The organism is Bacillus sp. PS237 (genome assembly GCF_037963345.1).
Taxonomy (GTDB): Bacteria; Bacillota; Bacilli; order Bacillales; family Bacillaceae; genus Bacillus; species Bacillus subtilis.
Genome location: NZ_CP150156.1, coordinates 2233252 through 2247967, shown reverse-complemented (window position 1 = coordinate 2247967; position 14716 = coordinate 2233252). Strand labels below are relative to the sequence as shown.

The following is a 14716-nucleotide window of genomic DNA, read 5'->3' as shown; positions in this document are numbered from 1 at the left end:
AGATGTCAAACGAAACAATTAAAGTAGTCATTGCGGGACCGCGTGGAAGAATGGGGCAGGAAGCTGTTAAATTGGCAGAACGAACACCACATTTTGACCTTGTAGGGGCCATAGACCATACATACGATCAGCAAAAATTATCTGATGTGATGCCTGTTGAGTCAGATGCTTTCATTTACACAGATATCCATGCCTGTTTTACAGAAACACAACCGGATGTCTTGATTGATTTAACAACGCCCGAAATCGGAAAAGTACATACAAAAATTGCATTAGAGCACGGAGTCCGTCCAGTTGTCGGAACAACCGGTTTCTCAGAAGCTGATTTAAAAGAGCTCACATCTTTAACAGAAGAAAAAGGGATCGGAGCCATCATCGCGCCAAATTTTGCGCTCGGTGCGATACTGATGATGAAATTTTCAAAAATGGCTGCCAACTATTTTGAGGATGTTGAGATTATTGAGCTTCATCATGACCAGAAGCTTGACGCACCAAGCGGAACTGCGCTTAAAACAGCGGAAATGATTTCAGAAGTCCGTAAAGAAAAGCAGCAAGGACATCCGGATGAAAAAGAAATTCTCCCAGGAGCAAGAGGAGCGGAGCAAAACGGTATTCGCTTGCACAGCGTCCGTCTTCCGGGACTGATCGCGCATCAGGAGGTCATGTTCGGCATGGATGGCCAAACGCTTCAGATACGCCATGATTCTTATAACCGTGCTTCTTTCATGTCAGGCGTTAAACTGTCAGTCGAACAAGTCATGAAGATTGATCAGCTTGTGTATGGTTTAGAAAATATCATTGATTAGACGGGGGGATAAACAATGAAAATTGCTTTGATCGCGCATGACAAGAAAAAACAGGATATGGTTCAATTTACGACTGCCTATCGGGATATTTTAAAGAATCATGATCTATACGCAACCGGAACCACAGGGTTGAAAATTCATGAGGCGACAGGTCTTCAAATTGAACGTTTTCAATCCGGCCCTTTAGGGGGAGACCAGCAAATCGGTGCACTGATCGCTGCCAATGCACTCGATCTTGTCATTTTTTTGCGCGACCCGCTGACCGCGCAGCCGCATGAACCGGATGTCTCGGCATTAATCCGTTTATGTGATGTGTATTCCATTCCGCTCGCCACAAATATGGGTACTGCGGAAATTCTTGTGCGCACACTTGATGAAGGTGTTTTCGAATTCCGTGACCTTCTTCGGGGAGAAGAGCCGAATGTATAATGCTGACGTTCTTGCTTTTGGCGCCCACAGTGATGATGTCGAGATCGGAATGGGCGGCACAATAGCGAAGTTTGTCAAACAGGAAAAAAAAGTAATGATATGCGATTTGACAGAAGCGGAACTCTCTTCTAACGGTACGGTCAGTTTGCGTAAAGAAGAAGCAGCTGAAGCAGCCCGCATATTAGGCGCAGATAAAAGAATTCAGCTAACGCTTCCAGACCGCGGCCTAATAATGAGTGATCAGGCAATTCGGTCAATTGTCACTGTCATCAGAATCTGTCGGCCAAAAGCGGTTTTTATGCCGTATAAAAAGGATCGCCATCCGGATCACGGCAATGCGGCTGCACTGGTGGAAGAAGCGATCTTTTCCGCCGGAATCCATAAATATAAAGACGAAAAAAGCCTTCCGGCGCATAAAGTCAGCAAGGTTTACTATTATATGATAAATGGTTTTCATCAGCCGGATTTTGTTATTGATATCTCGGATACAATAGAGGCAAAGAAACAAAGCCTCAACGCCTACAAAAGCCAGTTTATCCCGTCAAAGGATTCCGTTTCTACTCCTCTGACGAATGGGTATATTGAAATCGTTGAAGCGAGAGAAAAGCTTTACGGTAAAGAAGCGGGCGTGGAGTATGCCGAAGGTTTCTTTTCCAAACGGATGCTGATGCTTGATCATGATGTGCTTGGGGGCGAACAATGAGAAAACTAAAAATAGGAATCACATGCTATCCGAGCGTTGGAGGCTCAGGTATCATTGCGACAGAACTGGGGAAGCAGCTTGCTGAAAAGGGACATGAAATCCATTTCATCACATCAAGCATTCCGTTTAGACTGAATACATATCATCCCAATATTCATTTTCATGAAGTTGAGGTTAATCAATATGCTGTTTTTAAGTATCCTCCGTATGATTTGACATTGGCAAGCAAAATCGCTGAGGTGGCGGAACGGGAGAATTTAGACATTATCCATGCTCACTATGCTCTCCCGCATGCCGTTTGCGCCTATCTTGCAAAACAAATGCTGAAACGCAATATCGGCATTGTTACCACTTTGCATGGCACGGATATCACGGTGTTAGGTTATGATCCGTCTCTAAAAGATCTGATCCGTTTTGCTATTGAGTCATCAGACAGGGTGACGGCCGTCTCCTCAGCGCTTGCGGCTGAAACATACGATTTAATTAAACCGGAGAAAAAAATTGAAACGATTTATAACTTTATAGACGAGCGCGTGTATCTGAAGAAAAACACAGCGGCAATTAAAGAGAAACATGGAATTTTACCAGATGAAAAAGTCGTCATCCATGTGTCCAACTTCAGAAAAGTTAAACGCGTGCAGGATGTCATCCGTGTGTTCCGCAATATCGCTGGCAAAACGAAAGCGAAGCTGCTTTTAGTCGGAGACGGTCCGGAGAAATCGACAGCCTGCGAGCTTATCAGAAAATATGGCTTGGAAGACCAAGTCTTAATGCTTGGAAATCAAGACCGTGTTGAAGATCTTTATTCTATTAGCGATTTGAAGCTGCTGCTATCTGAAAAAGAAAGCTTTGGCCTTGTCCTGCTTGAAGCGATGGCTTGCGGAGTGCCTTGTATTGGAACAAACATTGGCGGTATCCCTGAGGTTATAAAAAACAATGTGAGCGGATTTTTGGTGGATGTCGGTGATGTTACGGCCGCAACAGCCCGCGCGATGAGCATTTTAGAAGATGAACAGCTAAGCAATCGTTTTACAAAGGCGGCAATAGAGATGCTTGAAAATGAATTTTCTTCTAAAAAAATTGTCAGCCAGTATGAACAGATTTATGCCGATTTAGCAGAACCGGAGTGATCACATGGAAAAAGTTTTTATCAAAGCACTTCCCGTGCTCCGCATCTTAATCGAAGCGGGCCATCAGGCTTATTTTGTCGGGGGCGCAGTTCGTGACAGCTATATGAAACGAACGATCGGAGATGTCGATATCGCGACAGATGCGGCACCTGATCAAGTAGAACGGCTGTTTCAGCGGACTGTTGATGTAGGCAAAGAGCACGGGACCATTATTGTGCTCTGGGAGGATGAAACCTATGAAGTCACGACATTCCGGACTGAATCTGATTATGTTGATTTCAGAAGACCGTCAGAAGTGCAATTTATCTCATCATTAGAAGAGGATCTAAAACGCAGAGATTTAACGATCAATGCGATGGCCATGACAGCGGACGGGAAGGTGCTTGATTATTTTGGCGGCAAGAAAGATATTGATCAGAAAGTGATTCGAACCGTTGGAAAGCCTGAGGATAGATTTCAAGAGGATGCGCTTCGTATGCTGAGAGCCGTACGCTTTATGAGCCAGCTTGGCTTTACGCTTTCACCGGAAACAGAAGAAGCCATTGCGAAAGAAAAATCACTCCTCTCCCATGTTTCAGTCGAACGAAAAACTATAGAGTTTGAGAAATTGCTGCAGGGAAGAGCTTCTCGCCAGGCGCTTCAAACACTCATTCAAACGAGATTGTATGAAGAGCTTCCTGGTTTTTATCATAAACGAGAAAACCTGATTTCAACGAGTGAGTTTCCATTCTTCTCTTTAACATCCCGTGAGGAGCTTTGGGCTGCTCTTTTAATTAACCTTGGCATAGTTTTGAAAGACGCGCCCCTTTTCCTGAAAGCCTGGAAGCTCCCGGGAAAAGTGATCAAGGAAGCCATTCACATTGTCGATACGTTTGGCCAGAGCCTTGACGCAATGACAATGTACAGAGCTGGGAAAAAAGCACTGCTCTCAGCGGCCAAAATATCGCAGCTTCGGCAAAACGAAAAACTGGATGAAAAGAAACTGAAGGACATTCAGTACGCTTATCAAAACCTGCCGATCAAAAGCCTTAAGGATCTTGATATCACGGGTAAGGACTTGCTTGCGCTTCGAAACCGGCCGGCCGGAAAATGGGTGTCAGAAGAATTACAGTGGATCGAGCAGGCTGTTGTGACAGGGAAGCTCTCCAATCAAAAGAAACACATAGAGGAGTGGCTGAAGACATGCGGTCAACATTAAGAAAAGACCTTATTGAATTATTTTCTCAGGCCGGCAATGAATTTATTTCCGGCCAAAAAATCAGTGATGCTCTCGGCTGTTCAAGAACTGCTGTGTGGAAGCATATTGAAGAGCTTCGGAAAGAGGGTTATGAAGTAGAAGCCGTTAGAAGAAAAGGATATCGGCTCATCAAAAAACCCGGAAAACTCAGTGAAAGCGAAATTCGTTTTGGATTAAAAACGGAAGTGATGGGCCAGCATCTTATTTACCATGACGTTCTTTCAAGCACGCAAAAAACGGCTCATGAGCTCGCGAATAATAACGCACCGGAAGGCACCCTTGTGGTGGCTGACAAACAAACAGCCGGAAGGGGCCGAATGTCTAGGGTATGGCATTCTCAAGAAGGAAACGGTGTTTGGATGAGCCTGATTTTGCGGCCTGACATTCCGCTCCAAAAAACACCGCAGCTGACTCTGCTTGCTGCAGTAGCTGTTGTGCAGGGAATAGAAGAGGCAGCAGGCATCCAAACGGATATTAAATGGCCAAATGATATTTTGATTAACGGAAAAAAAACAGTCGGTATCCTAACGGAAATGCAGGCTGAAGAAGACCGCGTACGTTCAGTGATCATTGGGATCGGCATTAACGTTAACCAGCAGCCTAATGATTTTCCAGATGAATTGAAGGACATCGCGACAAGCCTCAGCCAAGCTGCTGGGGAAAAAATTGATCGGGCCGGCGTCATCCAGCATATTTTACTATGCTTTGAGAAACGGTACCGGGATTATATGACGCACGGATTTACGCCGATTAAGCTTTTATGGGAAAGCTATGCGCTCGGTATTGGCACTAATATGAGAGCCAGAACGTTAAACGGAACCTTTTACGGTAAGGCGTTAGGTATAGATGATGAAGGCGTTCTGCTTTTAGAAACGAACGAAGGCATTAAAAAAATCTATTCTGCCGATATCGAATTGGGCTAATGTGTTGGTACAAGCCCGTTGATTTTGGTATACTTCCATTGGGCAGTATCGCCTGCGAACTGCACCTATTATTAAAATAGATAGACATTGCAGCAGTCTGCCTTGATCCAAAAAAGGACTGGGACAGAGGGATGAAACTCGCCGAACTTTAGAAAGTGAAGAATCCTTCTCGTTGTAACGGAAGGTTTTTTGGCTTGCAGAAGAAAACGGCAGATCATCTCCTCTAAACATGAGGAGGAGAAAACATGAAAACAAAACTGGATTTTCTAAAAATGAAGGAGTCTGAAGAACCGATTGTCATGCTGACCGCTTATGATTATCCGGCAGCTAAACTTGCTGAACAAGCGGGAGTTGACATGATTTTAGTCGGTGATTCACTTGGAATGGTCGTCCTCGGCCTTGATTCAACTGTCGGTGTGACAGTTGCGGACATGATCCATCATACAAAAGCCGTTAAAAGGGGTGCGCCGAATACCTTTATTGTGACAGATATGCCGTTTATGTCTTATCACCTGTCTAAGGAAGATACGCTGAAAAATGCAGCGGCTATCGTTCAGGAAAGCGGAGCTGACGCACTGAAGCTTGAGGGCGGAGAAGGCGTGTTTGAATCCATTCGCGCATTGACGCTTGGAGGCATTCCAGTAGTCAGTCACTTAGGTTTGACACCGCAGTCAGTCGGCGTACTGGGCGGCTATAAAGTACAGGGCAAAGACGAACAAAGCGCCAAAAAATTAATAGAAGACAGTATAAAATGCGAAGAAGCAGGAGCTATGATGCTTGTGCTGGAATGTGTGCCGGCAGAACTCACAGCCAAAATTGCCGAGACGCTAAGCATACCGGTCATTGGAATCGGGGCTGGTGTGAAAGCGGACGGACAAGTTCTCGTTTATCATGATATTATCGGCCACGGTGTTGAGAGAACACCTAAATTTGTAAAGCAATATACGCGCATTGATGAAACCATCGAAACAGCAATCAGCGGATATGTTCAGGATGTAAGACATCGTGCTTTCCCTGAACAAAAGCATTCCTTTCAAATGAACCAGACAGTGCTTGACGGCTTGTACGGGGGAAAATAAGATGAGACAGATTACTGATATTTCACAGCTGAAAGAAGCCATAAAACAATACCATTCAGAGGGCAAGTCAATCGGATTTGTTCCGACGATGGGGTTTCTGCATGAGGGGCATTTAACCTTAGCAGACAAAGCAAGACAAGAAAACGACGCCGTTATTATGAGTATTTTTGTGAATCCTGCACAATTCGGCCCTAATGAAGATTTTGAAGCATATCCGCGCGATATTGAGCGGGATGCAGCTCTTGCAGAAAACGCCGGAGTCGATATTCTTTTTACGCCAGATGCTCATGATATGTATCCCGGTGAAAAGAATGTCACGATTCATGTAGAAAGACGCACAGACGTGTTATGCGGGCGCTCAAGAGAAGGACATTTTGACGGGGTCGCGATCGTACTGACGAAGCTTTTCAATCTAGTCAAGCCGACTCGTGCCTATTTCGGTTTAAAAGATGCGCAGCAGGTAGCTGTTGTTGATGGGTTAATCAGCGACTTCTTCATGGATATTGAATTGGTTCCTGTCGATACGGTCAGAGAGGAAGACGGCTTAGCCAAAAGCTCTCGCAATGTATACTTAACAGCTGAGGAAAGAAAAGAAGCGCCTAAGCTGTATCGGGCCCTTCAAACAAGTGCGGAACTTGTCCAAGCCGGTGAAAGAGATCCTGAAGCGGTGATAAAAGCTGCAAAAGATATCATTGAAACGACTAGCGGAACCATAGACTATGTAGAGCTTTATTCCTATCCGGAACTCGAGCCTGTGAATGAAATTGCTGGAAAGATGATTCTCGCTGTTGCAGTTGCTTTTTCAAAAGCGCGTTTAATAGATAATATCATTATTGATATTCGAGAAATGGAGAGAATATAATATGTATCGAACAATGATGAGCGGCAAACTTCACAGGGCAACTGTTACGGAAGCAAACCTGAACTATGTGGGAAGCATTACAATTGATGAAGATCTCATTGATGCTGTGGGAATGCTTCCTAATGAAAAAGTACAAATTGTGAATAATAATAATGGAGCACGTCTTGAAACGTATATTATTCCTGGTAAACGGGGAAGCGGCGTCATATGCTTAAACGGTGCAGCCGCACGCCTTGTGCAGGAAGGAGATAAGGTCATTATTATTTCCTACAAAATGATGTCTGATCAAGAAGCGGCAAGCCATGAGCCGAAAGTGGCTGTTCTGAATGATCAAAACAAAATTGAACAAATGCTGGGGAACGAACCAGCCCGTACAATTTTGTAGAAGAAAAGCCCCCTTTATCGGGGGTTTTCTTTTAAGATTTTGAGAGTAAAACGGTTTTGCCGCTCCATTTCCGTACAAAACGTGTTACACTTTTGTCGTATGCAAGAATTGAGGTGTCCATTTTAATGAATAAGCAACGGTTCGTTGTTATAGATGTAGAGACAACAGGGAATTCGCCGAAGAAAGGCGATAAAATCATACAAATCGCAGCGGTTGTAATCGAAAATGGACAAATTACTGAGCGGTTTTCAAAATACATTAATCCAAATAAATCAATCCCTGCTTTTATTGAGCAGCTTACTGGAATCTCTAATCAAATGGTCGAGAATGAACAGCCATTTGAAGCAGTTGCTGAAGAAGTATTCCAATTGCTTGACGGCGCTTATTTTGTCGCCCACAATATCCATTTTGACCTTGGATTTGTCAAGTATGAGCTACATAAGGCGGGCTTTCAGCTCCCAGATTGTGAAGTGCTTGATACTGTCGAGCTCTCACGCATTGTTTTTCCGGGATTTGAAGGGTATAAGCTGACGGAATTAAGCGAGGAGCTTCAGCTGCGGCATGATCAGCCGCACCGGGCTGACAGCGATGCTGAAGTGACAGGGCTTATTTTTTTGGAAATCCTTGAAAAGCTGCGGCAGCTTCCTTATCCGACATTAAAGCAGTTAAGAAGGCTTTCGCAGCATTTCATCAGTGATCTGACGCATTTGTTGGATATGTTCATTAATGAAAACAGACATACCGAGATACCGGGCTATACGCGCTTTTCTTCGTTTTCTGTCAGAGAACCTGAAGCTATCGATGTTCGTATAAATGAGGACGAGAACTTCTCATTTGAGATCGAAAGCTGGGAAGCGGGAAATGAAAAAGCGCTGTCAGAGTTAATGCCTGGGTATGAAAAAAGAGACGGCCAAATGATGATGATGAGAGAGGTGGCTGATGCGTTTGCCAATCGTGAGCATGCGCTGATTGAAGCTCCTCCAGGCATCGGAAAAACGATTGGCTATCTTATTCCGGCTGCGCTTTTTGCCAAGAAATCAAAAAAGCCGGTCATAATCAGCACGTATTCGACGCTTTTACAGCAGCAGATTCTCACAAAGGATTTGCCGATTGTCCAAGATCTGTTTCCATTTCCGGTAACAGCGGCGATTTTAAAAGGGCAATCGCATTATTTATGCCTGTATAAATTTGAGCAGGTGCTTCATGAAGAAGATGATAATTATGATGCCGTACTGACAAAGGCACAGCTTCTTGTTTGGCTGACAGAGACAAATACAGGAGATGTAGCGGAACTGAATTTGCCTTCAGGCGGAAAATTGCTGTGGGACAGATTGGCTTATGACGATGACTCCTATAAAAGAAGTCGCAGTGAGCATGTGATCGGTTTTTACGAGCGGGCCAAACAGATTGCTATGCGTTCCGATTTGGTGATCACCAATCATTCTCTTTTGCTGACCGATGAAGGCAGCCATAAAAAAAGGCTTCCCGAAAGCGGCACATTTATTATTGATGAAGCACACCATTTTGAACGTGCGGCAAGCGAACATTTAGGGAAAAGAGCCACGTACATAGAATTGCATACGAAATTGAGCAGAATCGGCACTCTGAAGGAGCAGGGACTTCTAAAAAAGATGAGACAGCTATTCCAGCGAAACAGCCTGCCGGTTGATTCATTTTTCGAATTGGAAGAGTGGCTTCAGCACGTTCAAGCAGAAAGTGATGCTTTCTTTAGCTCTGTACATTCTTTTGTCAAACGAAGAAAACCTAAAGAAGACTTAAACCGTCTAGTGTTTAAGGTGAACAAAGAAAGCCAGGATAAAAGCTGGTCGATCTTAACAGATGGTGCGGAGAGGCTTTGTTCCATGCTGACACATTTGCAGCAGCTTTTTGAGGCGCAGTCATCCCTTATGGAAAAACATTTGAAGGGCATGAAGAGCAAAACCGTCTTTTTAGCCGATGAATACCAAAGAAGCATGAAAGGCTTGCAGCATTACTGTCAGACGTTGCAGAAGCTCTTCTTTGGCTCTGATGACGATGAAGCGGTTTGGATTGAAATAGATGCAAAGGGTGCGAAAAATGCAGTGGCCATTTACGCACAGCCTCTTGAACCTGGTGAACTTCTGGCTGATCAGTTTTTCGCGCGCAAAAATAGTGTGGTGCTGACATCTGCAACTCTTACAGTCGAAGGTTCTTTTCAATTTATGATTGAACGACTGGGACTGAGTGACTTTTTCCCGCGGACAATGAGAATTGAGTCACCCTTTTCTTACGATGAGCGTATGCAGGTGATGATTCCAAAAGAAATGAAATCAATTCAGGATACAGGGCAACCTGAATTTATACAGGATACAGCCCGTTATATCGAACTGATGGCAAAGGAAAAACAGCCTAAAATCCTTGTGCTGTTTACATCCCATGATATGCTGAAAAAGGTTCACCAGGAGCTTAAGCATAACATGAGTGCTTCCGGCATTCAGCTCTTGGCACAAGGGATTACAGGCGGAAGTCCCGGCAAACTGATGAAGACTTTTAAAACATCCAATCAGGCGATCCTGCTCGGAACAAATCATTTTTGGGAAGGCGTTGATTTCCCTGGTGATGAGCTGACGACAGTAATGATCGTGAGGCTCCCATTCCGGTCCCCTGATCACCCGCTTCATGCTGCAAAATGTGAGCTTGCCCGCAAAAAAGGAAAGAATCCGTTTCAAACAGTGTCATTACCGGAAGCTGTGCTGACCTTCAGGCAAGGAATCGGACGCTTGCTGCGTTCTGCGGGAGACAAGGGAACGATTATTATATTGGACAGACGGATTAAAACCGCTGGTTACGGCCGGCTGTTTCTTGATGCCTTGCCGACAACCTCAGTATCCGAAATGACTGACAGCGAGCTTGAAGCTTATGTTGCAGGGGAAAAAGAATAAAAGCCGCATAAAGCGGCTTTTGCGGTGTGGGAGTAGGATGGTGTTTTATTTAAAAGCGGATTTCCCGCTCTGTGATACTAGTATGGCGTGTCCTGAAATGGAGTATGACTAACAATATTTGTTCAAACTGGAGGATGAAAAAATGGAAAGTAAAATCGAAATTCTTTCAACAATTAATGTAGAGCATTCTGATGATCTGTATAAAATTGTGGACACATTGAATCGTACACTGAAAAGAGACAATCTGATGTTCGGCCTTGCGCTGGATGAAGAAAACAAAAACCAAGCCGTTTTTACCATTTATCGTACGTAGGTGAGAAGATGAGAAAAAAAGCATTAATATTTACCGTCATTTTTGGTATTATTTTTTTAGCAGTACTTCTTGTCTCGGCAAGCATTTATAAATCAGCCATGGCACAAAAGGAAGAGGGGCACGAAGCAGCAGCTGCTGAAGCTAAAAAAGAAACCGATCTCGCCCATGTTGATCAAGTCGAAACATTTGTCGGAAAAGAAAAATATTATGTTGTAAAGGGAACGGATAAAAAAGGCACTGCATTATATGTCTGGGTTCCTGCTGATAAAAAAGCAAAAATTCTCTCAAAAGAAGCGAAAGAGGGAATCTCTGAAGACAAAGCGGCGAAAATCATAAAGGATGAAGGGCTGGTTTCAAAGCAAAAAGAGGTTCATCTGGCAAGAGAAGGAAACGTCCTGCTTTGGGAAGTGACGTACTTAGACAAAGAAGGGCAATACAGTTTAAGTTATGTGGACTTTACAACTGGAAAGATTCTCAAAAATATCACGCCTTAAGACGAATTAGGGGGAGTTCAAGTTGAAACTGGCAAAAAGAGTATCCGCATTAACACCATCAACCACACTGGCAATCACAGCGAAAGCGAAAGAACTGAAAGCCGCAGGCCATGATGTCATCGGCTTAGGAGCAGGCGAGCCTGACTTCAATACACCGCAGCATATTATTGATGCCGCTGTGCGTTCGATGAACGAGGGCCATACGAAATACACGCCTTCCGGTGGTTTGGCTGAACTGAAAAACAGCATTGCAGAGAAATTTAAACGCGACCAGAATATTGAATACAAACCGTCTCAAATTATTGTCTGCACTGGTGCCAAACATGCTCTGTATACCCTTTTCCAAGTGATTTTGGATGAAGAAGATGAAGTTATTATTCCAACGCCTTACTGGGTAAGCTACCCGGAGCAGGTGAAACTCGCTGGCGGAAAGCCTGTTTATGTAGAAGGGCTTGAGGAAAATCACTTCAAAATTTCGCCTGAGCAGCTGAAAAATGCAATTACGGAAAAAACAAAAGCAATCGTTATTAACTCTCCAAGCAACCCGACTGGTGTCATGTATACGGAAGAAGAACTATCTGCGCTCGGTGAAGTGTGCCTTGAACATGATATCTTGATTGTGTCAGATGAAATTTATGAAAAACTTACATACGGCGGAAAGAAACATGTTTCCATTGCACAGCTGTCAGACAGACTGAAAGAGCAAACGGTCATTATAAACGGCGTATCGAAGTCCCACAGCATGACAGGCTGGAGAATCGGTTATGCGGCAGGCTCTGAAGACATTATTAAAGCGATGACGAACCTTGCAAGCCACAGCACGTCAAACCCGACATCAATCGCACAATACGGAGCGATTGCTGCTTATAACGGGCCTTCTGAGCCATTGGAAGAAATGAGAGAAGCATTTGAACATAGATTAAATACGATCTATGCAAAGCTCATAGAAATCCCAGGGTTCAGCTGCGTGAAGCCGGAAGGTGCTTTTTACTTGTTCCCAAATGCAAAAGAGGCAGCTCAATCTTGCGGTTTCAAAGATGTAGATGAATTTGTTAAAGCGCTTCTCGAGGAGGAAAAAGTTGCGATTGTTCCAGGATCCGGATTTGGCTCTCCTGAGAATGTCCGTCTTTCTTATGCAACATCGTTAGATCTTCTTGAAGAAGCCATTGAAAGAATCAAGCGTTTTGTAGAAAAACATAGCTAACAGATCAAAAAGCGGCTGACAGAAAAGCCGCTTTTTATCTGCATTGACCCGGTTAGTTAAGAGCGGGTATAATAAAGTGATGATAAAAGAGTTCGCGGGGCAATGAGCTTCCGAATGTCTTTCTTGTTTTGGAGGGAAATATGTTGAAAACAACAATCAACCAAGTGTACAAGCACGTAGGTGAGGAAGTAACGATCGGAGCTTGGGTCGCTAATAAGCGTTCAAGCGGGAAAATTGCGTTTTTACAGCTTCGGGACGGTACCGGTTTTATTCAGGGTGTCGTAGTAAAAGCGGAAGTGGAAGAAAGCATTTTCCAAACAGCTAAATCAGTGACGCAGGAAACGTCGCTCTATATAAAAGGGATTGTCAAAGAGGACGAGCGTTCTCCGCTTGGATATGAACTTGCTGTGACAGATATTGAAGTCATTCACGAAGCGACCGATTATCCAATTACACCAAAAGAACACGGAACGGAATTTTTGATGGATCACAGACATTTATGGCTGCGTTCAAAGCGCCAGCATGCGATCATGAAAATCCGTAATGAAATCATTCGCGCGACTTACGAATTCTTTAATAACGAAGGCTTCGTAAAAGTGGATCCGCCGATTTTGACTGGAAGCGCACCTGAAGGAACAACAGAACTCTTTGCGACAAAGTACTTTGATGAAGATGCATATCTGTCTCAAAGCGGACAGCTCTACATGGAAGCTGCGGCAATGGCTTTAGGAAAAGTATTCTCTTTCGGACCGACATTCAGAGCGGAAAAGTCTAAAACAAAGCGTCACTTAATCGAATTCTGGATGATCGAACCGGAAATGGCGTTTGTAGAATTTGAAGAAAACCTTCAAGTACAGGAAAATTACGTTTCTTTCATCGTGCAATCAGTTCTTAAAAATTGCAAAATTGAACTAAACACATTGGGAAGAGACACGTCAAAACTTGAGCAAATCAAAGCCCCGTTCCCAAGAATTACGTATGATGAAGCGATTGAATTTCTGAAAGAAAAAGGCTTTGACGATATCGAGTGGGGAGATGATTTCGGAGCGCCTCATGAAACAGCGATTGCTGAACATTATGACAAACCGGTATTCATCACTCGCTATCCGACGTCCTTAAAACCGTTCTATATGCAGCCGGCTTCTGACCGTGAGGACGTTGTGCTTTGCGCTGACTTGATTGCGCCGGAAGGCTATGGAGAAATCATCGGCGGGTCTGAACGGATTCACGATATGGAACTTTTGGAATCGCGTCTTAAAGAACATGGACTGGATTCTGACGCTTATAAATGGTATGCTGAACTTAGAAAATATGGATCAGTTCCTCATTCCGGCTTCGGCCTTGGATTAGAGCGGACAGTAGCTTGGATCAGCGGAGCGCCTCACGTTCGTGAAACGATTCCGTTCCCAAGACTGTTAAACCGTCTGTATCCGTAATACATTCAAATGAAACAAAAAAGAGTCTCCTGCAAGGGAGACTTTTTACAGTAAAGGGGCAATCACAATCCTTTACAGTAAGAGGTGTGACGATGAAAAAACAGCAATTTATTGATATGCAGGAGCAGGGAACATCAACCATCCCCAATCTTCTGCTCACGCATTATAAACAGCTTGGGCTTAATGAAACAGAACTTATTCTGCTGTTAAAAATTAAAATGCATTTAGAAAAAGGATCATATTTTCCTACACCGAATCAGCTGCAGGAAGGTATGTCAATTTCTGTTGAAGAATGTACAAACAGATTGCGGATGTTTATTCAAAAAGGCTTTCTGTTTATTGAAGAATGCGAGGATCAAAACGGCATCAAATTTGAGAAATATTCTCTTCAGCCTTTATGGGGCAAGCTGTACGAGTATATTCAGCTTGCACAGAATCAAACACAGGAAAGAAAAGCAGAAGGGGAACAAAAAAGCCTTTATACCATTTTTGAGGAAGAGTTCGCAAGACCGTTATCGCCTTTGGAGTGTGAAACGCTGGCGATCTGGCAGGACCAGGATCAGCATGACGCACAACTGATCAAACACGCGTTAAAAGAGGCTGTACTATCAGGAAAACTCAGTTTCCGCTACATTGACCGGATTTTGTTTGAATGGAAGAAAAATGGGCTTAAAACTGTGGAGCAGGCAAAAATACACAGCCAAAAATTCCGGCGTGTACAAGCAAAGCAGAATGAACCGCAAAAAGAGTATAAAAGGCAGGTTCCTTTTTACAATTGGCTTGAACAATAAAGT

The 14716-nt window shown here is 43.8% G+C and carries 15 protein-coding genes; all 15 read left to right on the top strand.

Annotation, left to right across the window (positions count from 1 at the left end; translation table 11 throughout):
- Nucleotides 1–2 precede the first annotated feature (2 nt).
- The 15 genes from dapB to dnaD all read left to right on the top strand — a co-directional run bounded on the left by dapB (nt 3) and on the right by dnaD (nt 14713).
- Nucleotides 3–806: a 4-hydroxy-tetrahydrodipicolinate reductase gene (gene dapB, locus NST22_RS11395; RefSeq protein WP_003230638.1), complete on the top strand. Its 804-nt coding sequence runs from the start codon at nt 3–5 to the stop codon at nt 804–806.
- 15 nt (nt 807–821) lie between these two features.
- A complete protein-coding gene (gene mgsA, locus NST22_RS11390) occupies nt 822–1235 on the top strand; it encodes a methylglyoxal synthase (protein WP_003230640.1) in 414 nt (137 codons plus the stop codon).
- Nucleotides 1228–1938 (top strand): bacillithiol biosynthesis deacetylase BshB1, encoded by a 711-nt coding sequence (bshB1, locus tag NST22_RS11385; protein ID WP_003230642.1) that lies wholly within the window; start codon nt 1228–1230, stop codon nt 1936–1938. Before mgsA ends, bshB1 begins: the two co-directional genes overlap by 8 nt.
- Complete coding sequence (gene bshA, locus NST22_RS11380) at nt 1935–3068, top strand: N-acetyl-alpha-D-glucosaminyl L-malate synthase BshA (RefSeq protein ID WP_003230645.1); 1134 nt, start codon at nt 1935–1937, stop codon at nt 3066–3068. The genes bshB1 and bshA overlap by 4 nt, the downstream gene beginning before the upstream one ends.
- A gap of 4 nt (nt 3069–3072) precedes the next feature.
- Nucleotides 3073–4266, top strand: a complete 1194-nt coding sequence (locus NST22_RS11375) for a CCA tRNA nucleotidyltransferase (RefSeq protein WP_339232908.1) — start codon at nt 3073–3075, stop codon at nt 4264–4266.
- A complete protein-coding gene (locus NST22_RS11370) occupies nt 4251–5228 on the top strand; it encodes a bifunctional biotin--[acetyl-CoA-carboxylase] synthetase/biotin operon repressor (protein ID WP_003230650.1) in 978 nt (325 codons plus the stop codon). The genes NST22_RS11375 and NST22_RS11370 overlap by 16 nt, the downstream gene beginning before the upstream one ends.
- 245 nt (nt 5229–5473) lie before the next feature.
- The gene (panB, locus tag NST22_RS11365) at nt 5474–6307 is read left to right on the top strand and encodes a 3-methyl-2-oxobutanoate hydroxymethyltransferase (RefSeq protein WP_003230652.1); all 834 of its coding nucleotides are present in this window, start codon (nt 5474–5476) and stop codon (nt 6305–6307) included.
- 1 nt (nt 6308) lies between these two features.
- Nucleotides 6309–7169: a pantoate--beta-alanine ligase gene (gene panC, locus NST22_RS11360; RefSeq protein ID WP_003230656.1), complete on the top strand. Its 861-nt coding sequence runs from the start codon at nt 6309–6311 to the stop codon at nt 7167–7169.
- Nucleotide 7170: 1 nt separating this feature from the next.
- Nucleotides 7171–7554, top strand: a complete 384-nt coding sequence (gene panD / locus NST22_RS11355) for an aspartate 1-decarboxylase (RefSeq protein WP_003225586.1) — start codon at nt 7171–7173, stop codon at nt 7552–7554.
- Between the two features lie 125 nt (nt 7555–7679).
- Nucleotides 7680–10475 carry an ATP-dependent DNA helicase DinG gene (dinG, locus tag NST22_RS11350; RefSeq protein WP_004398920.1) on the top strand — a complete coding sequence of 932 codons (2796 nt, stop codon included), beginning with the start codon at nt 7680–7682 and terminating at the stop codon, nt 10473–10475.
- A gap of 142 nt (nt 10476–10617) precedes the next feature.
- Nucleotides 10618–10788 carry a YpmA family protein gene (locus NST22_RS11345; RefSeq protein ID WP_003225588.1) on the top strand — a complete coding sequence of 57 codons (171 nt, stop codon included), beginning with the start codon at nt 10618–10620 and terminating at the stop codon, nt 10786–10788.
- A gap of 8 nt (nt 10789–10796) precedes the next feature.
- On the top strand, nt 10797–11282 hold the full coding sequence (gene tseB / locus NST22_RS11340) for a cell wall elongation/penicillin-binding protein regulator TseB (RefSeq protein ID WP_003230665.1): 486 nt from the start codon (nt 10797–10799) through the stop codon (nt 11280–11282).
- Between the two features lie 22 nt (nt 11283–11304).
- Nucleotides 11305–12486 carry an aspartate transaminase AspB gene (aspB, locus tag NST22_RS11335; RefSeq protein ID WP_004398489.1) on the top strand — a complete coding sequence of 394 codons (1182 nt, stop codon included), beginning with the start codon at nt 11305–11307 and terminating at the stop codon, nt 12484–12486.
- A gap of 143 nt (nt 12487–12629) precedes the next feature.
- Complete coding sequence (gene asnS, locus NST22_RS11330) at nt 12630–13922, top strand: asparagine--tRNA ligase (RefSeq protein ID WP_004398777.1); 1293 nt, start codon at nt 12630–12632, stop codon at nt 13920–13922.
- Between the two features lie 92 nt (nt 13923–14014).
- Nucleotides 14015–14713 (top strand): DNA replication protein DnaD, encoded by a 699-nt coding sequence (gene dnaD / locus NST22_RS11325; RefSeq protein WP_004398499.1) that lies wholly within the window; start codon nt 14015–14017, stop codon nt 14711–14713.
- The last annotated feature ends 3 nt before the right edge of the window (nt 14714–14716 follow it).